Genomic DNA, 21,062 nt, shown 5'->3' on the forward strand with positions numbered 1-21,062 from the left:
GGAACCCAAGTTTGTACGCGTATCCGCCAACGCTCATCAAAGCCGCGCAGCCAGCTCCGCCCCTTCCCGAATCGCCCGCTTCGCATCCAGCTCCGCCGCCAGCGCCGCCCCGCCGATCTTGTGGAAGCGCGGCCCGACTTTGCTCCCTTCCGCCGGCATCAGCTCCGCCAGGCTCTCCTGCCCCGCGCAGATCACCACATTGTCCACGTCCAGTACGCGCTGCTCGCCGCCGACCGTGATGTGCAGGCCGGCGTCGTCGATGCGGTCGTACTGCACCCCGGCCAGCATCTGGACGCCGTTGCGCACCAGGGTGGCGCGGTGCACCCAGCCAGAGGTCTTGCCCAGGCCTGCGCCAGGGCGCGTGGTCTTGCGCTGCAGGAGCCAGACCTGGCGCGGCGGATGCGGTGCGACCTGCGGCACCAGCCCCCCCGGCGTGTTCGACGCCGGATCGACACCCCATTCCGCCATCCAGTGCGCAGGCGGCACCGGCAGCGGCACGCTCGGGTCGTGCACCAGGAATTCGCCCATGTCGAAACCGATGCCGCCGGCGCCGATGATGGCCACCTTGCGGCCCACCGGCTTGCCGTCGCGCAGCACGTCGAGGTAGCTCAGGACCTTCGGGTGGTCGATGCCCTCGATCTTCGGCTTGCGCGTGACGATGCCGGTGGCGACGATCACGTCGTCGTAGCCTTCGGCCACCAGTTCGTCGCGCGTGACGCGCGCACCCAGGCGCAGCTCGACGCCGGTCAATTCCAGCTTGCGGCCAAAATAACGGATGGTCTCGGCGAATTCTTCCTTGCCCGGTACGCGCATCGCCACGTTGAACTGGCCGCCGATGTGGCCCAGCGCGTCGAACAGCGTGACCCGGTGGCCGCATTCGGCGGCGACGGTGGCGGCGGACAGGCCGGCCGGCCCGGCGCCGACCACGGCGACACGGCGTGGCCGCGCGGACTTGCGAAACACCAGTTCGGTCTCGTGGCAGGCGCGCGGATTGACCAGGCAGCTGGCGCGCTTGTTTTGAAAAGTGTGGTCCAGGCAAGCCTGGTTGCAGGCGATGCAGGTATTGATTTCGTCGACCCGGCCACCCGCCGCCTTGACGACCCAGTCCGGGTCGGCCAGGAAGGGCCGCGCCATCGACACCATGTCGGCGCTGCCCTGCGCCAGCAGCGCTTCGGCGTCATCCGGCATGTTGATGCGGTTCGAGGCGACGACAGGGATGCCCACTTCGGCGCGCAGCCGGCCCGCCACTTGCGCGAACGCCGCGCGCGGCACCGAGGTGACGATGGTGGGAACGCGCGCCTCATGCCAGCCGTAGCCGGTGTTCAGGATGGTCACGCCGGCCGCCTCCAGGGCCTTGGCGACGGCCACCACTTCGTCCCAGGTATTGCCGCCTTCAACCAGGTCGAGCACCGAATGGCGGTACATCAGGATGAAGTCCGGACCGACCGCTGCGCGGATGCGGCGCACCACCTCGACTGCGAGGCGCATGCGGTTCCCGATCGAGCCGCCCCAGTCGTCCGTGCGCTTGTTGGTGCGCGCGCACAGGAACTGGTTCAGCAAATAGCCTTCGCTGCCCATCACTTCGACGCCGTCGTAGCCGGCCATTTTCGCCAGTTTCGCGCAGCGCGCATAGGACGCAATGGTGTGCTCGATGCCGCGCGCATCCAGCGCCTTCGGCTTGAATTTGGAGATCGGCGATTTGATGCTGGATGCCGACACCACGAAGGGCTGGTAGCCGTAGCGGCCCGCGTGCAGGATCTGCAGCACGATCTTGCCGCCCTCGTCATGCACCGCGCGCGTGACGCGCCGGTGGTTCGGCACGTCGCCGAGGAAGTTCAGGGTGCCGCCGAAAGGCAGCAGCCAGCCCTGGCGGTTCGGCGAGATCCCGCCGGTGACGATCAGGCCGGCGCCGCCGCGCGCGCGTTCGGCGTAGAACGCCGCGAGCTTGCCGTAGTTATAGAAGCGGTCTTCGAGCCCGGTGTGCATCGAGCCCATGATCACGCGGTTCTTCAGGGTGGTAAAACCGAGGTCGAGCGGGGCGAGGAGGTGTGGATAGGTGGAATGCGTCATCACGGCATTACACCGTGATTTCGTGGAGGGATGTTACTAAACGGCTTTCGCCGCGTCAGGACGGGCGGAAGTCGCGTTCGCGCAGTTCGGCGAACTGTTCGATATTGCCGATATTGATGACAACCGGATTGAGGCTGGCGCCCGGCGACATCGAACGCCAGGCGAACTGCCATTCCTGTTCGCGCGACTGGCCCAGGCTCTTGGTAAAGGCGGCGCCCAGCGGCGAGCGCGTGCCGTAGGTGACCTCGCCATCGATGCCGGCCCAGTTGGGAAGCGTGCGCTGCACCGCGCGGTGCAGGCGTTCGCCGAATTCCTCGGTATTGTGGATCACCAGGCAGCGGTCGGCGGGGCTGAACACGTCGAACAGCTGCTTGTCCCAGGCGGTCGAAAACGACAGGGCCAGGAAGCCGCCGTCGGGCAGCAAACGGAACTGGCCGCGCAGCGCGGCTTCGAGTTCGTCTTGCGGTGCGTAGCGGTAAAGGGTCGGGGGGCGTTGATAGTCGTGCATGAGATAAAACCGTTCGATTGAAGCGTTAGCGGGACTGCTTGAGCGACAGCGTGTGTTGCAGGCGCATGAAGCGCGAGGCGATGAAGATCTCGCGCAGGAAATAAACGAAGCTGCTGATCAGGCCGAGCATCGCGAGCACGAACAGGCCGGCGATGTACTGGTCGAGCGGCAGGTTGGTGGTATCGCCCAGGAACAGCAGGGCAATCACCAGGCAGACCATCAGGCCGCAGGCGGTGCTGGACGTGATGGCGGTGTTGATCAGGTGGGCGCGGGTATAGAGGGTCTCGCGCTCGCCCGCATACTCTTCGTTGGCGCCTTCCGCGAGGCGATCGTCGAGCACACGGGTGCGGTCGATGATGCGCGCCAGGCGGTTGGTCAGGACCGTCAGCTTGGTTGCCACGCCAGTGAGCAGGAAGACCGGCGCGATCGCCAACTGGATGACGTGGCCGATGTCGCTGATCTGGATATTCATGAGGACAGGTGCGTTATTGTCAGGTTGGCCTTAGTGTAGCAGCCGGCGTGCGGCCCCGGCAGCCCAAAAGCGCTCAATCGAAGCGTCCGTGGCGCTTGAACTGCTCGGTCGCGCCCACCAGCGCGCGCGCGATGCCGGTCTCCAGGGCGCCATGGCCGCCGTCGGGAATCATGCGCAGCTTTGCGCCGGGCCAGGCCTGGTGCAGGCGCCAGGCCGACAGCGGCGGGCAGATCACGTCGTAGCGGCCCTGCACGATGGTCGCCGGCAGATGGCTGATGCGCTGGACGTCGCGCAGCAGCTGGTCTTCTTCCAGGAAGGCCCCATGCAGCATGTAGTGCGACTCGAGCCGGCCCACGCCCAGGTCGAGCGCGTCGGACGAGGCTTCCTCGGGCTGCGGCAGCAAAAAGACGCGGCGCCCCTCGAAGCGGCTCCAGGCGCGCGCGGCCGGCCAGTAGACCTCGGGGTCGTCGCACAGCAGGCGCGTGGTATAGGCGGTGAGCAGGTCGCCGCGCTCGGCCACGGGGATGGGCGCCACGAATTCTTCGTACAGCTCGGGATAGAACCACTGGACGCCGTTCAGGAACCAGTCGACTTCGGCCTTCGTGCACAGGAAGATCCCGCGCAGGACGAAGCCGAGGCAGCGTTCCGGGTGGGCCTGGCCATAGGCCAGCGCCAGGGTCGAGCCCCAGGAGCCGCCGAACACCAGCCATTGCGCTATGCCGAACATGGCGCGCAGGCGCTCGATGTCGTCGATGAGAAGCTGGGTGGTGTTGTTGCGCCATTCGCCCAGCGGCGTCGACTTGCCGGCGCCGCGCTGGTCGAACAGGATCACGCGGTAGGCGTTCGGATCGAAGAAGCGCCGGTGCTGGGGCGACAGGCCGGCGCCCGGCCCGCCGTGCAGGAACAGCACCGGGATGCCGTTGGGGTTGCCGACTTCTTCCCAATAGATCGTGTGCAGCTCGTCGACGGCCAGCATGCCGTGGCGGATGGGCTGGATCGGGGGGAACAGTGACGGCGGTGTGGCAGGCATGGCGGCTCTCTCGGCAGGCTAGGTGCCGATTGTAGCGTACGGACCAGCCTTTCAGAAGAAGGTGTTCAGCGCCTGGGTCACCGTGTAGGCGTCGTCCACCGCCAGCAAGACCTGCCACTTGTCGAAGGTGGTGCAGGGATGCGAGATGCCGCAGCCGACCAGGTCGCCAACGGCGAGCTGGTCGCGGATCGCGCCTTCCGGCAGCGTCAGGTAGGCATGCTGGTCGTTCATCTTGACGATGGCGCAGCCGGGCGGCAGCGCGGCAGGCTGCTGCGCATCGCCGCCGGGGCGATGCGCGAACAGCGGCACCGGCAGGTCGATGTCATAGGACGCGTCGCGCTTGCCCATGGTGAGGATGGCCAGGCCCGGCTCGGGACGCGACTGCACGCAGCTCCACACTTCCAATGCGGGACGCAAGCCTTCGCCGTGCGCTTCGCGCGCATCCAGACGGGACAGCAGGCGCTTGTAGGAGCCGTGGTCGCTGGTGAGGTAGCAGCCGCTGCGCAGCACGGCGCGTACCGGGCGTGACAATCCTTCCACGCCGGCGAAGCCGCGCGCCACCAGGTCGAAATAGGCCGAGCCGCCGGCTGAGAGCAGGATCTCGGCGCTGCCGAACAGGCCCTCGGCATCGGCCGTCTTCACCAACTCGGCCAGAGCGGCCAGGAAGGCATTCACGGCGCGCACGTCGGCATAGAAGTCGTCGCTGACCAGCAGGCCCTCGTAGCCTTCGATGCCGGCAAGCGCCAGGCCGTCGGCGCCGGCAATCGCACGGGCCACGTTCAGGGCTTCTTCCGGCGTGCGGCAGCCGGCGCGCTTCCCGGCCAGGCCCAGTTCGACCAGCACCGGGAGCGGGCGCGCCAGGGCGCGGGCCTGCACTGCCCCCGCCAGGCGTGCTACGCCGTCCAGCGAGTCGGCCAGCACGAAACATTCGAAATCCGGGTCGTCATGCAGCAGCGCCAGCACGGCCTCGATATCGGCGCGCGCCACCAGCTGGTTCGCCAGCAGCACGCGGCGCACGTTGAAGCGGTGCGCGACCTGCACCTGGGTGGCGCTGGCCAGCGTGATGCCCCAGGCGCCATTGGCCAGCTGGGCGCCGAACAGCTGCGGGCTCATGGTGGTCTTGCCGTGCGGCGCAAGCGTGGCGCCGTGGCGTTCGCAAAAATCCTTCATCCAGGCAAGGTTGTACTGCAGCGCGGATTCTTTCAGCACCGCGACCGGGAAAGAAGTGTCGCCGCGCAGGACGTTCCAGCCCTGCACGCCGATGGCGCCCTGGCGCAGGGGTTCGGTGATCGGGAGCCCCTTGGTGCCGGGAGGGAGCAGTTGTTCGTCGAGGCTGGACAGGGCGAGGCCGTCGCGGGGCAAGGTGTGCATGGGAGGTCCGGTTACCTGATGAAATGGCAGTGTAGATATTCTAGCGATCGTTGACCGCGTGGGTAGGACAAAAAAAAGCACCGCCGCAGCGGTGCCCTTCGTGGCGCAAGCCAGCGATCACTGCATGTGCTGCCCGCCATTGATCGCGATATTCGCGCCGGTGACGAATGCTGCTTCGTCCGACGACAGGTAAGCGACCAGGCCGGCGACTTCTTCCGGCTTGCCCAGGCGGCCCATCGGGATTTGCGGGATGATCTTGGTTTCCAGCACTTCGCTCGGGATGTCCATCACCATCTTGGTGCCGATATAGCCCGGCGAGATGGTGTTGACGGTGACGCCTTTGCGGGCGACTTCGTAGGCCAGGGCCTTGGTGAAGCCGTGCATGCCGGCCTTGGCGGCCGAGTAGTTGGTCTGGCCGAAGGCGCCCTTCTGACCGTTGACGGACGAGATGTTGATGATCCGGCCCCAGCCGCGCTCGACCATGCCGTCGCAGACCGGCTTGGTCATGTTGAACACGGAATCCAGGTTGGTCTTCATGACCGCGTCCCAGTTGGGCTTGTCCATCTTCTTGAAGGTCATGTCGCGGGTGATGCCGGCGTTGTTGACCAGCACGTCGATCGGGCCGACGTCGCGCTCGACCTGGCGCACGCATTCCTGGGCCGAGTCGTAGTCGGACACGTCGCAGGCATAGGCCTTGAAGTCAAAGCCCTGCTCGCGCATCGCGCCCAGCCAGGCATCGGCCTTCTTGCTGCCTGGCGAAAAAGTGGTGACAACCCGGTATCCCAGGGCAGCCAGCTTGATGCAGACCGCTTCGCCCAGACCGCCCATGCCACCCGTTACTAATGCAACTCTTGCCATTGTCTTCTCCAGTTTTATTGTCAGTCACTACGTCGTCGTTCGACAGGCAGCCGCATGCGGCTGCCTGCGAATTCGTCAGTCGCGCTCCACTGCCAGCGCCACGCCCATGCCGCCGCCGATGCACAGGCTGGCCAGCCCGCGCTTGGCGTCGCGGCGCACCATTTCGTGCAGCAAGGTAACCAGCACGCGGCAGCCGGAGGCGCCGATCGGGTGGCCCAGCGCGATGGCGCCGCCGTTCACGTTGATCTTCGAGGTGTCCCAGCCCATTTCCTTGTTGACCGCGATGGCTTGGGCAGCAAAGGCTTCGTTGATTTCCATCAGGTCGACGTCGTCGTGGGTCCAGCCGGCCTTCTGCAGGCACAGGCGGGTGGCCGAGACCGGGCCCATGCCCATGATCGACGGGTCCAGGCCGGCCGAGGCATAGGCCTTGATGCGCGCCAGCGGTGTCAAGCCGAGTTCTTTTGCCTTGGAGGCGCTCATCATGATGACGGCGGCGGCGCCGTCGTTCAGGCCGGAGGCGTTGCCGGCGGTGACGGTGCCTTCCTTGTTGAAGGCCGGGCGCAGGCCGGACAGGGCCTCCAGGGTCGAGCCATGCTTGGGATATTCGTCGGTATCGAAGACGGTCGCGCCTTTTTTCGACGGGATCTCGATCGGCAGGATTTCGTCCTTGAACTTGCCTTCTTTTTGGGCAGCTTCGGCCTTGAGCTGGGACTGCAGCGCAAAGTCGTCCTGCTCGGCGCGCGAGACCTCGTACTTGCGTGCGACGTTCTCGGCGGTCACGCCCATGTGGTACTGGTTGTAGACGTCCCACAGGCCGTCGACGATCATGGTGTCGACCAGCTTGGCGTCGCCCATGCGGAAGCCGTCGCGCGAACCGTTGAGCACGTGCGGCGAGGCGCTCATGTTTTCCTGGCCGCCGGCGATGACGATCTGGGCGTCGCCGCTCTTGATGGCCTGGGCCGCCAGGTGGGTGGCTTTCAGGCCGCTGCCGCAGACGGCGTTGATGGTCATGCCCGGCACCATGTCGGGCAGCCCGCCCTTGATCACGGCCTGGCGCGCCGGGTTCTGGCCGGCGCCGGCGGTGAGCACCTGGCCCATGATGACCTCGCTGACCGAGGCCGGATCAATGCCGGTCTTGGCCAGCAGCTGGCGAATCACCTGCGCGCCGAGCTCGGTCGCAGGGATCTTGGCCAGCGAACCGCCGAATTTACCGACCGCGGTGCGGCCGGCGGCCACGATGACGACGTCTTCCATGTTGCTCTCCCTAGTCCCGGTCTGGCCGGGGATTTGTTGAGACTGCAGGTTGCGAAACCATGCATCTTAAGGTGCGCGTTCTACCCACGTGTGAGGAAAATCAATCTTATCAGCTAATCCACAGATTACAACCGCCTGTTGCGAAGCCCCTGGTGTGTCGTCAGGACGTTTTTGAACGGTGGCGACAAGGTTCGTTTCCTACTGGAATGATGTGTACGCAACTCTCCTTTTGGTCAAATTTCACAGTAGAATGCACGAGCGCAACGCCAACCAGACTGCTTTATGACCAAAACCCCAAGCTCGCTACCCATTGAAATCAAGATCTCCACGGTCGTCGCCATTTCGACGATCCTGCATTCGGCCGATCCGGCCACGATCGATGGCGCGCTGCACCAGATGACCGGCGGGGTCTCGGACTTCTTCGAAGACGAGTTCGCGGTGATCGACGTCGCCGCCATTGCCCATGAATCCCCGACGATCGACTGGCCGGCCCTGGTGGCGCTGCTGAAGAAATACCGGCTCAACGCGGTCGCCGTGCGCGGCGCCGCCCCGGCCATGGAAGACGCAATCCGCGCCCATGGCCTGTCGCTGGACGACGGCTCGAGCGGCGTGCGTGCCCCCGAAACGGCGCCGGCCCCGGTGACGATGCCTGCGCCTGCGCCTGCGCCTGCGCCGGCAGTGGAAGCTGTTGCCGCGCCGGCCCCGGCGCCGGCCGAACCGGCGCCAGGTGCCGCGCCTGCGCCGCTGCCGGTGTCGGCCATGATCATCGATACCCCGGTGCGTGCGGGTCAGCGCGTGTATGCGCGCGGCAGCGACCTGATCATTACCGCCGTCGTCAACAATGGTGCGGAAATCATTGCTGACGGCAGCATCCATGTGTATGCCCCATTGAATGGCCGGGCTCTCGCGGGCGCGTCCGGCAATCCGGAGGCGCGCATCTTCGCCTTGTCGATGCAGCCCGAACTGGTGTCGATCGCGGGCGTGTACCGCACCTTCGACGACGGTTTCCCCAACGACCTGACGCGCCAGCCGGCCCAAATCCGGCTGGTGGGCGACCGCCTCGATATATCATCGCTGGCTCCGGCTTCAGCGCGCGCGTAACCCTTGACCTAGATACTGCTAGATACTGAAAAGGACTTTTTTGTGGCACGAATTATTGTTGTAACGTCCGGCAAGGGCGGTGTGGGCAAAACCACCTCGAGCGCGAGCTTCTCCAGCGGCCTGGCCCTGCGCGGCCACAAGACCGTGGTCATCGACTTCGACGTCGGCCTGCGTAACCTCGACCTGATCATGGGCTGCGAACGCCGTGTGGTCTACGACCTGATCAACGTCATCAATGGCGAAGCGACCCTGAACCAGGCGCTGATCAAGGACAAGCACACCGACAACCTGTTCATCCTGCCGGCGTCGCAGACGCGCGACAAGGATGCGCTGGGCGAAGAAGGCGTGGAACGCGTGCTGAACGACCTGGTGCAGATGGGCTTCGAGTTCATCATCTGCGATTCGCCGGCCGGTATCGAGCACGGCGCCCTGATGGCCCTGACCTTCGCCGACGAAGCGATCATCGTCACCAATCCGGAAGTGTCCTCGGTGCGCGACTCCGACCGCATCCTCGGCATCATCCAGGCCAAGTCGCGCCGTGCCCAGAGCGGTTCGGAGCCGGTCAAGGAACACCTCCTGATCACCCGCTACTCGCCGAAGCGCGTCGAAGCCGACGAAATGCTGTCCTACCAGGACGTGCAGGAAATCCTGCGCATCCCGCTGATCGGCATCATCCCGGAATCGGAATCGGTGCTGCACGCCTCGAACCAGGGCAACCCGGCGATCCACTTCAAGGGGACCGACGTGGCCGACGCCTACGAGGACGTGATTGCCCGCTTCCTGGGCGAAGACCGTCCGTTGCGCTTCACCAGCTACGAAAAGCCGGGCCTGTTCCAGCGCATCTTTGGAGCGAAGTGATATGGCACTGCTCAATTTCCTTTTCCCGGAGAAAAAGAAGAGCGCGTCAGCCGCCAAGGAACGCCTGCAGATCATCATCGCCCGCGAGCGCAGCAGTGTCACCGGTCCGGACTTCCTGCCGGCCCTGCACCGCGAGCTGATCGAGGTCATCTCCAAGTACACCAAGGTCAACGCGGACGACATCAAGATCTCGCTCGACCGCCAGGGCAACCTGGAAGTGCTGGACGTGAACGTGGTGTTGCCGGACGCTTGATTCCGGTGCTTGACTAAACAAATGTCCGCTATGTGCGGACATTTGTTTATAAAAGTTAATAATTCCAGTGCCACCTCACATCGGCGCCACCGTACTTTCCGTATCAACCACCTTCAAGGTCTCCAGCTCGCGCGCCACCTTGGCGCAAGCCTCCACATGCTGGTTGCCCATCTTGCGAAACAGCGCAAACCCGATCGCCGCAGACGCCATCTGCCCCGCGATCGGCACCACCTTGGCCACCGTCTTGGCCGCGATCCGGATACCGGCGCGCTGGAACACCGCCAGCACCAGCTTGCGCGTCACCAATTTACCCACGAGCATGCCACCGACCGAGGCCGCTGCCCGGTAGATCAGCACTTGCCGTTGCGGGTTCAGGCGCTCGATCTGCTTCTGGCTGAGCCCGAACTCCTTGTTCACTTCTTCGACCAGCACCGCGAAGGTGGTCAGGTCCGACAGGATATCCACACCCGGCAGCGGGATGGCGGCCACGCCGGCCGACACCATCGCACGCTTGCGCACCATCTCGCGGCAGCGCTCGCGCGCCAGTTCGATGCCGATGCCGCTGACCGGCACCAATGGCGGCTCCGTCGAAAGAATGTCCTTATTTTTGCGTCGAAACAACATATCGCCTCCAATTGTCTGTTTAGCAAAGTGTAACGCGGAGCCCGCTATCCCCTTAACACAACAGAACAAAGGTTCCAAATGTAAATTCCTAGTTTTCCTGAGCACTATTTTGTGAAAGTCTGCTATATTCCGTTTAACTCTTGTAGGAGACTTCCTACAACGGTAACCTTACCAGTAGATGACCCATGAAGATTGCGATTCTGGAACAAGACCGTGCTCAGGCTGAGCTGATTTGCCAGGTGCTGACCGCCGCCGGCCATGGCTGCCAGGCGTTCGACAATGCCCGGGAATGCCTGGCCCAGTTGCGCAAGGAAACGGCGGACATGCTGGTCATGGACTGGAACGTGCCGGACATGGAAGGCGCCGAAGTGCTGCGCCGCGCCAAGGAAAAGATGGCGGCGAATGCCCCGACCATCTTCCTGGTCGGTAACAATGCCGAGGACGACATCATCGCGGGCGTCACTGCCGGCGCCGACGATTACCTGGTCAAGCCGCTGCGCCGCGGCGAACTGGTGGCACGCGTCTCGGCCCTGCTGCGCCGCGCCTACCCGTCGCAAAACAGCGCGGAACAGCTGCAGTTCGGTCCGTATATCTTCGAAACCCGCCCAGGCCGCCTGATCAAGGATGGCTCGGTGGTCGACGTCACCCAGAAGGAATTCTCGCTGGCGCTGCTGTTCTTCCGCAACATCGGCCGTCCGCTGTCGCGCGCCTACATCCATGAATCGGTCTGGGTCCGCGATACCGACGTGCCTTCGCGCACCATGGACACCCATGTCTCGCGCGTGCGCAACAAGCTGAGCCTGCGTCCGGAAAACGGTTTCCGCCTGGTGCCGGTGTACAGCTACGGTTACCGCCTGGAAAAACTGGGCGCCTGAGCATCCTCACGGCTGCCCTTGGCGGCCGCTGAAACCCTTCTCGCACAAGGGTATAATGGGCGCATACCGTCCACCCCGCCCCACCATGCAACTGCTTGCCGTTGGCCTGAACCACACGACCGCACCGGTCTCGCTCCGCGAGCAGCTGGCGCTCGGGCCTGAGCAGCTCGGCGGCGCGGTGCAGGCGGCGCGCGGCTGGTTCGCGCGCCAGGGCGGCAGCGGCGGCGCCAGCAACGAAGCGGCCATCCTCTCGACCTGCAACCGCACCGAGATGTATGCGGCCAGCGACGCGCCCAATCCGCTCGACGCCTCGGCCCAGTTCCTGGCCCACTACCACGCCCTGAATTTCGCCGAGCTGCGCCCCCATCTCTACATGCTGCCGCACGACAGCGCGGTGCGCCACGCCTTCCGGGTCGCCTCCGGGCTCGACTCCATGGTGCTGGGCGAACCGCAGATCCTCGGCCAGATGAAGGACGCCGTGCGCACCGCCGATGCAGCGGGCGGCCTGGGCACCTATTTGCACCAGCTGTTCCAGCGCAGCTTCGCGGTGGCCAAGGAAGTGCGCAGCACCACCGAGATCGGCGCCCACAGCGTGTCGATGGCCGCCGCCGCGGTGCGCCTGTCGCAGCGCATTTTTGATTCCATCGCCGACCAGCACGTGCTGTTCATCGGCGCCGGCGAAATGATCGAACTGTGCGCCGCCCACTTCGCCGCGCAGAACCCGAAATCGGTCACCATCGCCAACCGCTCCTTGTCCCGCGGGCAGGCGCTCGCCACCCGCTACAACGGCGAGGCGATCCTGCTGGCCGACCTGCCCGAACGCCTGCACCAGTTCGACATCGTCATCTCGTGCACCGCGTCCACGCTGCCGTTGCTGGGCCTTGGCATGGTCGAGCGCGCGATCAAGGCGCGCCGCCACCGTCCCATCTTCATGGCCGACCTGGCGGTGCCGCGCGATATCGAATCCGAAGTCGCACGCCTGGACGACGTCTTCCTCTACACCGTCGACGACCTTGCGCAGGTGGTGCAGACCGGGCTGGAAAGCCGCCAGGCCGCCGTATCGCAGGCCGAAGCCATCATCGAGACCCGGGTCCAGTCCTTCATGCACTGGGTGGGCGACCGCGCCGTGGTGCCGGTGATCCGCGACCTGCACGAGTCGAGCGAGGCGCTGCGCCTGGCCGAACTCGAACGCGCACGCAAACTGCTGGCGCGCGGCGAAGATCCCGAGGCCGTGCTCGAGGCGCTGTCGAAAGGCCTCACCGCCAAGTTCCTGCACGGCCCGCAGCAGGCGCTGCACCATGCCCAGGGCGACGAGCGCGCCCGTCTGGCAGCCCTGCTGCCGCAGCTGTTCCGCGGCCGCCGTTAGCGGCCCTTCCCATTCGTTGTGCGTCTCTCACCAGACGCATTCCGGCCGCATTGCGGCTTCCCGAATTTACCGAGCATTCCCATGAAACCATCCATGCTGGCCAAGCTGGAACAACTGGCCAACCGATTCGTCGAACTCGACGAGCTCCTGATGTGCGAAGGCGCCACCACCAACATGGACAGCTACCGCAAGCTCACGCGCGAGCGCGCCGAGCTCGCGCCGCTGGTCGAACTGTTCCACCAGTACGGCGCCGCGCAGGGCGACATGGACGCGGCCCAGGAGATGGCGCAGGACCCGGAGATGAAGGAGTTCGCGCAGGACGAAATCGAAGCGGCCAAGGCGCGCCTGGCCGCGCTGGAGCTCGATCTTCAAAAAATGCTGCTGCCGAAGGACGTCAACGACGAGCGCAACATCTTCCTCGAGATCCGCGCCGGCACCGGCGGCGACGAATCGGCGCTGTTCGCGGGCGACCTGCTGCGCATGTACACGCGCTTCGCGGAGCGCAACCGCTGGCAGGTCGAAGTGGTGTCGGAATCGAGCTCGGACTTGGGCGGCTACCGCGAAGTCATCGTGCGCATCATCGGCAACGGCGTGTACTCGAAACTGAAATTCGAATCGGGCGGCCACCGCGTGCAGCGGGTGCCGGCCACCGAGACGCAAGGCCGCATCCACACCTCGGCCTGCACCGTGGCCGTGATGCCGGAAGCCGACGAAGTCGAGGACGTGAACATCAACCCGGCCGACCTGCGCATCGACACCTACCGCGCCTCGGGCGCCGGCGGACAGCACATCAACAAGACCGATTCGGCGGTGCGCCTGACCCACCTGCCGACCGGCATCGTGGTGGAATGCCAGGACGACCGCAGCCAGCACAAGAACAAGGCCCAGGCGCTGAAGGTACTGGCGGCGCGCATCAAGGACGTGCAGCTGCGCGAGCAGCAGTCGAAGGAAGCGGCTACCCGCAAGAGCCTGATCGGCTCGGGCGACCGCAGCGAGCGGATCCGCACCTACAACTTCCCGCAGGGGCGCCTGACCGACCACCGCATCAACCTCACCTTGTACAAGCTGGACTTCATCATGGATGGCGACCTGGCCGATCTGACCAATGCACTGGCGGCGGAGCACCAGGCGGAATTGCTGGCGGCGCTGGGGGATGTGTAGGGTGGGCGGGTCTTCCCGCCCGCGCGTTCAACCGGCTCGTGATTAACCACGCCGCGTCTGTTCATATGAAATTTGAACGCGCGGCCGGGAAACACGGCCACCCTACGGGTTAACTTGATGCGAACTTATGCGAGAATGCCCCGTCCGAACAACGCCCATACAAACACCATGATGCTGCCTACCACCCGCCAGATCCTGTTCGCCATCTCCTCGATCTGCTTCGCGCTGATCGCCGTGGCCCTCTATCTCCAGCACATCCAGCAGATGCAGCCTTGCCCGCTGTGCGTGATCCAGCGCTACATGTTCCTGGCGATCGGCGTGGCCACCCTGGTGTCGGCCATCAGCGGCAAGGTCCGCGAAGGCACGATCCTGGCGCTGATGGCGGCGCTCGGCGGTCTGTACTTCGTCGGCAAGCACCTGTACGTGATCGCCAACCCGGGCTTCAGCTGCGGCATCGATCCGATGGAGACCTTCCTCAACAAGATCCCGACCGCCGAATACCTGCCGTGGCTGTTCCGCGCCGACGGCCTGTGCTCGGGCGCCACCGATGCGGTGATGGGCCTGGCGATCCCGCAATGGTCGGCGATCTGGTTCGTGGCCTTCACGGTGCTGCTGGTCTTCGTCCTGGTGCGCAAGGCACGCTGATGATCGAGGCAGGCGCTACGCTCCAGCAGCTGCAAGCGTCGCTGCCGCTGGACCCGCTGGAAAACCGCATCCTGCTGTGCCATGCGCTCGGCCTGGCACGCATCCAGTTGATCACCCAGTCCGACCGCGCCCTGACGTTTGACGAAGCGGCAAGCCTTGGCGCGCTGGTGCAGCGCCGCCTGGAGGGGGAGCCGATCGCCTATATCGTCGGCAGCCGCGAATTCTTCGGGCTGCCGTTCCGGGTCGCCCCCGGCGTGCTGATTCCCCGCCCCGACACCGAACTGATCGTCGAACTGGCGCTCGAACGCCTGCCGCCGCAAGGCCGCATGCTCGACATGGGCACCGGCAGCGGCGCCATCGCCGTGGCCTGCGCCCACAACCGACAAGATGCAGCCGTCACCGCGCTCGACCTCAGCGAAGAGGCCCTGGGCATTGCGCGCGACAATGCCGCCGCCAACGGCGCCGCGGTGCGCTTCCTGCGCAGCGACTGGTTTGCCGCCGTCCAGGGCGAGCAGTTTGAACTGATCGCCTCGAATCCCCCTTATATCGCCGCGGGCGACGCACACCTGGCGCAGGGCGACCTGCGCTTCGAGCCGACCGGCGCCCTCACCGACGGTGCGGACGGCCTGTCGGCACTGCGCATCATCGTCGAGGGCGCCCCCGGCCACCTGGTGGCGGGCGGCTGGCTGCTGCTCGAACACGGCTACGACCAGGCCGAAGCCGTGCGCGCGCTGCTCGGCGCACGCGGCTTCCTCGACGTACAAAGCTGGCGCGACTTGTCGGGTATCGAGCGCGTCAGCGGCGGCCGCCTGCCCTAGCCTGCGCGGTCCCGGTCCGGGTCTTGCTACAATGACCACTCCTTGACCGTCGGCCCATTGCGCGGGCACCGCATGCGCACCTTCCTCGCTTCGATTTTCCTGCTGCTTCCCCTCGCCTGCGGCGCCGCCGACACGCCAGCCGACGAGGCGCGCCGGCTGTTCGAGCGCGAATGGCAATACCAGCTGCGCCAGCAACCCGAATACGCCACCGGCATCGGCGAGCACCGTCACAACGCGCTGCTATCCGACACCTCGCTGGCAGGGCGCGCCGCCGCCCTCGAGCACACGCGCCAGGTGCTGGAAGAAGCCCGCAAGCTGGACCGCGCCCAGCTCGATGCACAAGACCAGCTCTCCTACGACCTGTTCATCGCCGCGCGCGAGCGCAGCCTGGCCGCCGCCGCCTTCACCGCCTTCGACCCGCAGCCGATCAGCGGCTGGGACGGCCTGCACCTGCGCCTGCCGCGCCTGGTTGCGCAGATGCCCTTCGCCACCGAAGCGGACTACCGCGCCTACCTGGCGCGCATGAAGGCCTTGCCGGCCCACGTCGACGGCCTGATCGAGCAGCTGCGCGCAGGCATGCGCGCCGGCTGGACCGTGCCCAAGGCGGCCATCACACCGGTGCCGGACGCGCTGCGCCTGCTGCGCGAAAACATCGCCACGGGTCCACTGAACGCGCCTTTCGGGCGCATCCCTGCATCGATCGAACCCGAGACGCGTGAAGAACTGGTCGACCGCGGCATCACCGTGCTGGCCAATGCCGCAGTCAGCCTGCACCGGCTGGAAGACTTCCTGCGCAGTGAATACCTGCCCGCCGCGCGCGACACCATCGGCGCCTCGAGCCTGCCCGGCGGCGCGGCCTGGTACGCCTTCCTGCTGCGCAGCGCCACCACCACCGGCCTGGCGCCCGCCGACGTGCACGCCATCGGCCTGCGCGAAGTGGCGCGCATCCGTGGACAGATGGCGGCGCAGGCAGCACGGACCGGCTTTCGCGGCACCCTGCCCCAATTCCTGGTCTTTGCACGCACCGACCCGCGCCTGTTCTTCAGCGAGCCGGAAGCGCTGCTGGGGCGCTACCGCAAGGCCCTGGCGCGTGCGCAGGCCAAGCTGCCGAAGGTAGTGGCCACGGTTCCGGACGCCGGCATCGCGGTCAAGCCGATGATCCAGGACGGCACCTGGCAGCCGGTCGCCTATTACGAAGCCGGCAGCGAGGCGCGCACCGCGGCGCTGGTGGTGAACATCACGCAGCTCGGGGCGCGCCCGATGTGGCAGGTCGACAGCGTGGCGCTGCACGAAGCGGTGCCCGGCCATCACCTGCAGGTGGCGCGTGCCCAGGCGCTCGCGCTGCCGGCTTTCCGCCGCCATGGCTGGATCGACGCCTTCGGCGAAGGCTGGGCCACCTATGCCGAAGGCCTGGGGCCGCAGCTCGGCTTCTTCGAGGATCCGTTCTCGCGCTTCGGCCAGCTCAACGAAGAGATGCTGCGCGCCGCGCGGCTGGTGGTGGATACCGGCATCCATGCGATGGGTTGGTCACGCCGCAAGGCGATCGACTACCTCAATGCCCATACGGCCAACCCGCCGCAGGACAACGAAGCGGAAGTGGACCGCTACATCGCCCAGCCGGCCCAGGCCCTCGGCTACAAGATCGGTCAGCTGCGCATCGCGGCCCTGCGCGAGCGCGCCCGCGCCGTGTTGGGTGCGCGCTTCGACCTGCGCCGCTTCCACGATGCGGTGCTGGGCAACGGCGCCCTGCCGCTCGACCTGCTCCAGCGCCAGGTCGAAGTCTGGATCCAGGCCGAAAAAGCGGCAGCCAAAAAGGGCGCCGCGGCGCCAGGGCCGCAGGCAAATCCGGCCACCGCGGCGGCAGCCCGGCGGGAATGAGGGGGCGCCCGGCGCGCTCGCCGTTTTTCGGTTAATCTCTGCTCCAATCCGCATTGGCAGTATAAGAAAGGAAACACCCGTGTCGACCCAATTACAACGCCGCCTGGCCCTGCTCGACGACGACGACCACCGCGCCCTGCTCGGCCAGGGCCTGCGCGGCATCGAGCGCGAGACCCTGCGCGTCGACCGCCACGGCCGCCTGGCACGCACCCCGCACCCGGCGCAACTTGGTTCGGCACTGACCCATCCGCTCATCACCACCGATTACGCCGAAGCCCTGCTCGAGTTCATCACCCCGGCCGAGCATGACATCTCCGTGGCCCTGAACCGCCTCGACGCCATCCACCGCTTCGCCCACGCCCGCATGGACGGCGACATGCTGTGGAGCGTGTCGATGCCGGGCGAACTGCCATCGGAAGAAGACATCGAGATCGCCTGGTACGGCACATCGAACCTGGGCATGCTCAAGCACGTGTACCGGCGCGGTCTGGCGCTGCGCTACGGGAAGGCCATGCAGTGCATCGCGGGCATCCACTACAACTACTCGCTGCCCGAAAAACTGTGGCAGCTGGTGGCCGCCAGCGAAGGCATTATTGAGGAGCGCCGCAACGCGCTGCGCGACTTCCAGTCCGAGAGCTATATCGCGACCATCCGCAACTTCCGCCGCTACAGCTGGCTGCTGATGTATTTGTTCGGCGCCACCCCGGCGCTGACCACCAGCTTCCTGCGCGGCCGCCCGCACAATCTCGAGACCCTGTCCGACGATACCCTGTACCTGCCCTACGCGACCAGCCTGCGCATGAGCGACCTGGGTTACCAGAACGACGCGCAAAGCGGCCTGCGCCCGCACGAGAACAGCCTGGAGAGCTATGTCACCAGCCTGATGTGCGCGGTGAACACGCCGTACGAACCGTATGCCGAGATGGGCACCAGGAAGGACGGCGAGTGGATCCAGCTGTCCACCAACGTGCTGCAGATCGAGAACGAGTACTACTCGACGATCCGCCCGAAGCGCGTGATCCGTACCGGCGAGCGCCCGGTACAGGCCTTGTGCAACCGCGGCGTGCAATACATCGAAGTGCGCTGCCTCGACGTCGATCCGTTCGAGCCGGTGGGTATCAGCCTGGAGACCGGCCGCTTCCTCGACGCCTTCCTGCTGTTCTGCGCGTTTGAAGAAAGCCCCCTGATCAGCGCCCACGAAGGCCAGGTCCATGCGCGCAACTTCGCGCGCACCGTCAAGCAAGGGCGCGACCCGGCCTTGACGCTCACCCGCGACGGCGCCGAGGTGCCCCTGAAGGAATGGGCGCTGGAACTGATCGAGCGCATCCGCCCGGTGGCCGAGCTGCTGGACGAAGGCCATAACGAAGCTGGCGTGCATGCGGGTTCGCTCGGCCTGCAACAGGCCAAGATCGAGAACCCGGCGCTCACGCCTTCGGCGCGCGTGCTCGAAGAAATCCGCGCGCTTGGTTCGGCCTCCGCGTTCGGCCTGCGCCAGAGCGAACTGCATGCGGCAAGCTTCCGCGACAGTCCGCTGATGCCGGCCGAGGAAGCGATGTTCGAAGAGATGGTCGCCGCCTCGATCGCCGAGCAGGCCACCATCGAGGCGGCCGACAGCGGCAGTTTCGACGACTTCGTGGCGGCCTATAACAGCAGCACGCTGTGCGGTAACCAATAAGCGGGCGCCTGCGGCGGGAATGCCTTGCTCACCTTTTACAACGAACACCACGCCCAGCACGAAGGCGGCGCGCCTGCGCCCTGGCAGGAGCGGGCCGGCGGAGTCAACGCGCTCGCGCTGACGCTGGCGGAGTTCGAACGGCGCGGGCTGGGTCGCATCGTCACGCCGCATGGCGTGCCGCTGGTCTCGCTCGAACGCGTGCACACGCCGCGCTACCTGCATTTCCTGCGCACGGCATGGAGCGAGTGGAGCGCACGCGATCCGGGCAATGCGGGGCGCGCGCTGCTGCCGGCGCTGTGGCCGGTACGCGGCATGCGCGACCGCGATGCCCACGAGCCTGAGGACTTCCTGGCGCGCGCCGGCCTGTATGCGGCGGACAGTCACACGCCGCTCGGCGCAGGCACCTGGATCGCGGCCAAGACCGGCGCCGACTGCGCCGTCAATGCGGCCCACGCGCTGCGCATGGGCGAGCGCGGCACCCTCGCATTGACCTGCCCGCCCGGGCGCCATGCGGGCGCCGACTGGTTCGGCGGCGGCTGCTTCCTGAACAATGCCGCGCTGGCGGCCCAGCACCTGCTGGACGACGGCGCGCAGCGCGTGGCCATCCTCGACATCGGCCGCCACCACGGCCACGGCACCCAGCATATTTTCTACGAGCGGGCCGACGCCTTGTTCGTGTCGATCCACCTCGACCCGCGCGGCGCCTACCCCTTCTACCTCGGGCACGCCAGCGAACAGGGCGCCGGCGCAGGACTTGGCTGCACCATGAATTTGCCGCTGGCCCCGGGCAGCGGCAGCGCGCCGTGGTTTGCCGCGCTGGAAACGGCCTGCCTCAAGCTGGCGATGTTCCGCGCTGACGCGCTGGTGGTGTCCTTGGGGGGCGAAATCGGGCCGGATTTCAGCCTGCAGGGCGGCGACTTCCTGCGCATCGGCGAGCGCATTGCGCACCTCGGCCTGCCCACCACTTTTATCTTCGAGGGCGGCGGGGCCGCAACGGACCCTGGCGCCAGCGTCGGCACCAACACCGTGAACATCCTCGAAGGCTTCGAAACCGCTGCGTAAGCGTTCACGCTACGCGGCCCAACACCACACCATCATGATCGACTGGCAGTTCTCCCCTTTCAACGACCTCAGCCCCGCCGACCTGTACGAGGTGCTGGCCCAGCGCCAGAACGTGTTCATCCTCGAACAAACCTGCCTGTATCCCGACATCGACGGCCTCGACCCGCTGGCCCACCACCTGCTCGGCTGGCGCACCGTCGACGGCAAGCGCCAGCTGGCGGCCTACCTGCGCGTGCTCGGTCCCGGCGTGAAATACACCGAGATGTCGCTCGGCCGGGTGATCACCACCCAGGCCGCGCGCGGCAGCGGCGCCGGACGCGCGCTCCTGGTGCGCGGCATCGAATGCGCCGAAGCCCTGTATCCGGGCCACCGCATCCGCATCGGCGCGCAGCAATACCTCGAAACCTTCTACCAGGGCTTCGGCTTCGAGACCGTCTCCGCCCCCTACGACGAAGACGGCATCATGCACGTCGACATGCTGCGCTGAACGGCAACCAGGCCTGGCTTGCCGGCACCGGGTCGAGCCGCACCTCATCCGCGCCGGCTCGTGGCAAGCCGGCCCGCCGCGCAGACGGCCACGGCCGCCAGCAACAGCCAGGCGTCGGTTTCAGCCGGAGGCGGATGGGCGGCGGCCACGCAGGCGCGCACCGGCATGGATGCGGTGCAGCCGTGGAGACATTCTGAAGTGGAAAGTGCTTCGGCACCGCACACGCGGCAAGCGAACAGGAGCAGCAGCAGGAGCGGGACGTGGCAGCGCATGGCGGCAGGCGGTAGTTGTCGGGACCTGCAGCTTCCGGCATCCAGCCGGCCCGCCATGTGCGCCAACGCAGGCGTGCGCGCCAAAAAAAACCGGGGCAGCGCCCCAGTTGGTCTTGCTCTAGTTTCGTATTCGACCTTGTGCAGAACGAGCTCGAAATCCAGACCCGAATTTTACGGCACCTACACCCAGGGTCAGGTCTGACATTCGGACACGAGCCCAGCCTTGACCTGGTTGCGGACATACACCCAGGGTCAGGTCTGACATTCGGACACGAGCCCAGCCTTGACCTGGTTGAGTCCGTGTCCAAATGTCAGACCTGACCCTGACCCTTCCCCACATATTTTCCTTGTAGGCGGGCCGGGTTGCTGCTAGCTTCCCTGTCAAAAAAGCGGTGCATGCATGGCTGTGTTAGCCCTCTCTTTC

At 66.2% G+C, this 21,062-nt stretch carries 21 protein-coding genes; 12 read left to right on the plus strand and 9 right to left on the minus strand.

Annotated elements, in window-relative coordinates:
• Positions 1-36 precede the first annotated feature (36 nt).
• The 7 genes from AC56LR_RS09120 to AC56LR_RS09150 form a co-directional block, all read right to left on the minus strand.
• Positions 37-2,070 (minus strand): oxidoreductase, encoded by a 2,034-nt coding sequence (locus tag AC56LR_RS09120; protein WP_497129710.1) that lies wholly within the window; start codon positions 2,068-2,070, stop codon positions 37-39.
• Positions 2,071-2,125: 55 nt separating this feature from the next.
• Complete coding sequence (locus tag AC56LR_RS09125) at positions 2,126-2,578, minus strand: hypothetical protein (protein WP_497129688.1); 453 nt, start codon at positions 2,576-2,578, stop codon at positions 2,126-2,128.
• A 25-nt stretch (positions 2,579-2,603) separates the two neighbouring features.
• Positions 2,604-3,050: a DUF2721 domain-containing protein gene (locus tag AC56LR_RS09130; protein WP_497129690.1), complete on the minus strand. Its 447-nt coding sequence runs from the start codon at positions 3,048-3,050 to the stop codon at positions 2,604-2,606.
• A 73-nt stretch (positions 3,051-3,123) separates the two neighbouring features.
• The gene (gene pip / locus AC56LR_RS09135; RefSeq protein ID WP_497129691.1) at positions 3,124-4,080 is read right to left on the minus strand and encodes a prolyl aminopeptidase; all 957 of its coding nucleotides are present in this window, start codon (positions 4,078-4,080) and stop codon (positions 3,124-3,126) included.
• Between the two features lie 51 nt (positions 4,081-4,131).
• Positions 4,132-5,451 (minus strand): amino acid deaminase, encoded by a 1,320-nt coding sequence (locus AC56LR_RS09140; RefSeq protein WP_497129692.1) that lies wholly within the window; start codon positions 5,449-5,451, stop codon positions 4,132-4,134.
• 117 nt (positions 5,452-5,568) lie between these two features.
• Positions 5,569-6,309, minus strand: a complete 741-nt coding sequence (gene phbB / locus AC56LR_RS09145; protein WP_497129693.1) for an acetoacetyl-CoA reductase — start codon at positions 6,307-6,309, stop codon at positions 5,569-5,571.
• A 75-nt stretch (positions 6,310-6,384) separates the two neighbouring features.
• Positions 6,385-7,563 carry an acetyl-CoA C-acetyltransferase gene (locus AC56LR_RS09150; protein WP_497129694.1) on the minus strand — a complete coding sequence of 393 codons (1,179 nt, stop codon included), beginning with the start codon at positions 7,561-7,563 and terminating at the stop codon, positions 6,385-6,387.
• Between the two features lie 282 nt (positions 7,564-7,845).
• On the opposite strand from AC56LR_RS09150, the gene minC reads away from it, so the two are divergent.
• The 3 genes from minC to minE are packed head-to-tail and all read left to right on the plus strand — an operon-like array spanning position 7,846 to position 9,775.
• Complete coding sequence (minC, locus tag AC56LR_RS09155) at positions 7,846-8,664, plus strand: septum site-determining protein MinC (protein WP_497129695.1); 819 nt, start codon at positions 7,846-7,848, stop codon at positions 8,662-8,664.
• A gap of 42 nt (positions 8,665-8,706) precedes the next feature.
• Positions 8,707-9,522 carry a septum site-determining protein MinD gene (gene minD, locus AC56LR_RS09160; RefSeq protein WP_489875326.1) on the plus strand — a complete coding sequence of 272 codons (816 nt, stop codon included), beginning with the start codon at positions 8,707-8,709 and terminating at the stop codon, positions 9,520-9,522.
• 1 nt (position 9,523) lies between these two features.
• Positions 9,524-9,775, plus strand: a complete 252-nt coding sequence (gene minE, locus AC56LR_RS09165) for a cell division topological specificity factor MinE (RefSeq protein ID WP_497129696.1) — start codon at positions 9,524-9,526, stop codon at positions 9,773-9,775.
• A 75-nt stretch (positions 9,776-9,850) separates the two neighbouring features.
• Here the strand turns inward: minE and AC56LR_RS09170 are convergent, their stop codons facing one another.
• Positions 9,851-10,399 carry a hypothetical protein gene (locus AC56LR_RS09170; RefSeq protein WP_497129697.1) on the minus strand — a complete coding sequence of 183 codons (549 nt, stop codon included), beginning with the start codon at positions 10,397-10,399 and terminating at the stop codon, positions 9,851-9,853.
• A gap of 185 nt (positions 10,400-10,584) precedes the next feature.
• Between AC56LR_RS09170 and AC56LR_RS09175 the strand changes: the two genes are divergently transcribed.
• The 9 genes from AC56LR_RS09175 to AC56LR_RS09215 all read left to right on the plus strand — a co-directional run bounded on the left by AC56LR_RS09175 (position 10,585) and on the right by AC56LR_RS09215 (position 20,366).
• Entirely contained in the window at positions 10,585-11,274 is a 690-nt protein-coding gene (locus AC56LR_RS09175; protein ID WP_497129698.1) for a response regulator transcription factor, read from the plus strand.
• Between the two features lie 85 nt (positions 11,275-11,359).
• On the plus strand, positions 11,360-12,640 hold the full coding sequence (gene hemA, locus AC56LR_RS09180) for a glutamyl-tRNA reductase (protein ID WP_497129699.1): 1,281 nt from the start codon (positions 11,360-11,362) through the stop codon (positions 12,638-12,640).
• A gap of 81 nt (positions 12,641-12,721) precedes the next feature.
• On the plus strand, positions 12,722-13,801 hold the full coding sequence (prfA, locus tag AC56LR_RS09185; protein WP_497129700.1) for a peptide chain release factor 1: 1,080 nt from the start codon (positions 12,722-12,724) through the stop codon (positions 13,799-13,801).
• A gap of 171 nt (positions 13,802-13,972) precedes the next feature.
• A complete protein-coding gene (locus AC56LR_RS09190; RefSeq protein ID WP_497129711.1) occupies positions 13,973-14,446 on the plus strand; it encodes a disulfide bond formation protein B in 474 nt (157 codons plus the stop codon).
• Positions 14,446-15,264 carry a peptide chain release factor N(5)-glutamine methyltransferase gene (prmC, locus tag AC56LR_RS09195; RefSeq protein WP_497129701.1) on the plus strand — a complete coding sequence of 273 codons (819 nt, stop codon included), beginning with the start codon at positions 14,446-14,448 and terminating at the stop codon, positions 15,262-15,264. Before AC56LR_RS09190 ends, prmC begins: the two co-directional genes overlap by 1 nt.
• Before the next feature lie 72 nt (positions 15,265-15,336).
• Complete coding sequence (locus tag AC56LR_RS09200) at positions 15,337-17,142, plus strand: DUF885 domain-containing protein (protein ID WP_497129702.1); 1,806 nt, start codon at positions 15,337-15,339, stop codon at positions 17,140-17,142.
• 79 nt (positions 17,143-17,221) lie between these two features.
• Positions 17,222-18,817, plus strand: a complete 1,596-nt coding sequence (gene gshA, locus AC56LR_RS09205) for a glutamate--cysteine ligase (protein ID WP_497129703.1) — start codon at positions 17,222-17,224, stop codon at positions 18,815-18,817.
• 24 nt (positions 18,818-18,841) lie between these two features.
• On the plus strand, positions 18,842-19,879 hold the full coding sequence (locus AC56LR_RS09210) for an arginase family protein (RefSeq protein WP_497129704.1): 1,038 nt from the start codon (positions 18,842-18,844) through the stop codon (positions 19,877-19,879).
• 34 nt (positions 19,880-19,913) lie between these two features.
• On the plus strand, positions 19,914-20,366 hold the full coding sequence (locus AC56LR_RS09215) for a GNAT family N-acetyltransferase (protein ID WP_497129705.1): 453 nt from the start codon (positions 19,914-19,916) through the stop codon (positions 20,364-20,366).
• Positions 20,367-20,410: 44 nt separating this feature from the next.
• On the opposite strand, the gene AC56LR_RS09220 is transcribed toward AC56LR_RS09215, so the two are convergent.
• Positions 20,411-20,638 (minus strand): hypothetical protein, encoded by a 228-nt coding sequence (locus AC56LR_RS09220; protein ID WP_497129706.1) that lies wholly within the window; start codon positions 20,636-20,638, stop codon positions 20,411-20,413.
• Positions 20,639-21,062 lie beyond the last annotated feature (424 nt).

The organism is Telluria sp. ZT3P39, from assembly GCF_059685935.1.

Excerpts from the sequence above, each read along its gene's own strand:
- AC56LR_RS09120 (WP_497129710.1), bottom strand. The coding sequence starts at position 2,070 with ATGACGCATTCCACCTATCCACACCTCCTCGCCCCGCTCGACCTCGGT.
- AC56LR_RS09125 (WP_497129688.1), bottom strand. The coding sequence starts at position 2,578 with ATGCACGACTATCAACGCCCCCCGACCCTTTACCGCTACGCACCGCAA.
- AC56LR_RS09130 (WP_497129690.1), bottom strand. The coding sequence starts at position 3,050 with ATGAATATCCAGATCAGCGACATCGGCCACGTCATCCAGTTGGCGATC.
- pip (WP_497129691.1), bottom strand. The coding sequence starts at position 4,080 with ATGCCTGCCACACCGCCGTCACTGTTCCCCCCGATCCAGCCCATCCGC.
- AC56LR_RS09140 (WP_497129692.1), bottom strand. The coding sequence starts at position 5,451 with ATGCACACCTTGCCCCGCGACGGCCTCGCCCTGTCCAGCCTCGACGAA.
- phbB (WP_497129693.1), bottom strand. The coding sequence starts at position 6,309 with ATGGCAAGAGTTGCATTAGTAACGGGTGGCATGGGCGGTCTGGGCGAA.
- AC56LR_RS09150 (WP_497129694.1), bottom strand. The coding sequence starts at position 7,563 with ATGGAAGACGTCGTCATCGTGGCCGCCGGCCGCACCGCGGTCGGTAAA.
- minC (WP_497129695.1), top strand. The coding sequence starts at position 7,846 with ATGACCAAAACCCCAAGCTCGCTACCCATTGAAATCAAGATCTCCACG.
- minE (WP_497129696.1), top strand. The coding sequence starts at position 9,524 with ATGGCACTGCTCAATTTCCTTTTCCCGGAGAAAAAGAAGAGCGCGTCA.
- AC56LR_RS09170 (WP_497129697.1), bottom strand. The coding sequence starts at position 10,399 with ATGTTGTTTCGACGCAAAAATAAGGACATTCTTTCGACGGAGCCGCCA.
- AC56LR_RS09175 (WP_497129698.1), top strand. The coding sequence starts at position 10,585 with ATGAAGATTGCGATTCTGGAACAAGACCGTGCTCAGGCTGAGCTGATT.
- hemA (WP_497129699.1), top strand. The coding sequence starts at position 11,360 with ATGCAACTGCTTGCCGTTGGCCTGAACCACACGACCGCACCGGTCTCG.
- prfA (WP_497129700.1), top strand. The coding sequence starts at position 12,722 with ATGAAACCATCCATGCTGGCCAAGCTGGAACAACTGGCCAACCGATTC.
- AC56LR_RS09190 (WP_497129711.1), top strand. The coding sequence starts at position 13,973 with ATGCTGCCTACCACCCGCCAGATCCTGTTCGCCATCTCCTCGATCTGC.
- prmC (WP_497129701.1), top strand. The coding sequence starts at position 14,446 with ATGATCGAGGCAGGCGCTACGCTCCAGCAGCTGCAAGCGTCGCTGCCG.
- AC56LR_RS09200 (WP_497129702.1), top strand. The coding sequence starts at position 15,337 with ATGCGCACCTTCCTCGCTTCGATTTTCCTGCTGCTTCCCCTCGCCTGC.
- AC56LR_RS09215 (WP_497129705.1), top strand. The coding sequence starts at position 19,914 with ATGATCGACTGGCAGTTCTCCCCTTTCAACGACCTCAGCCCCGCCGAC.
- AC56LR_RS09220 (WP_497129706.1), bottom strand. The coding sequence starts at position 20,638 with ATGCGCTGCCACGTCCCGCTCCTGCTGCTGCTCCTGTTCGCTTGCCGC.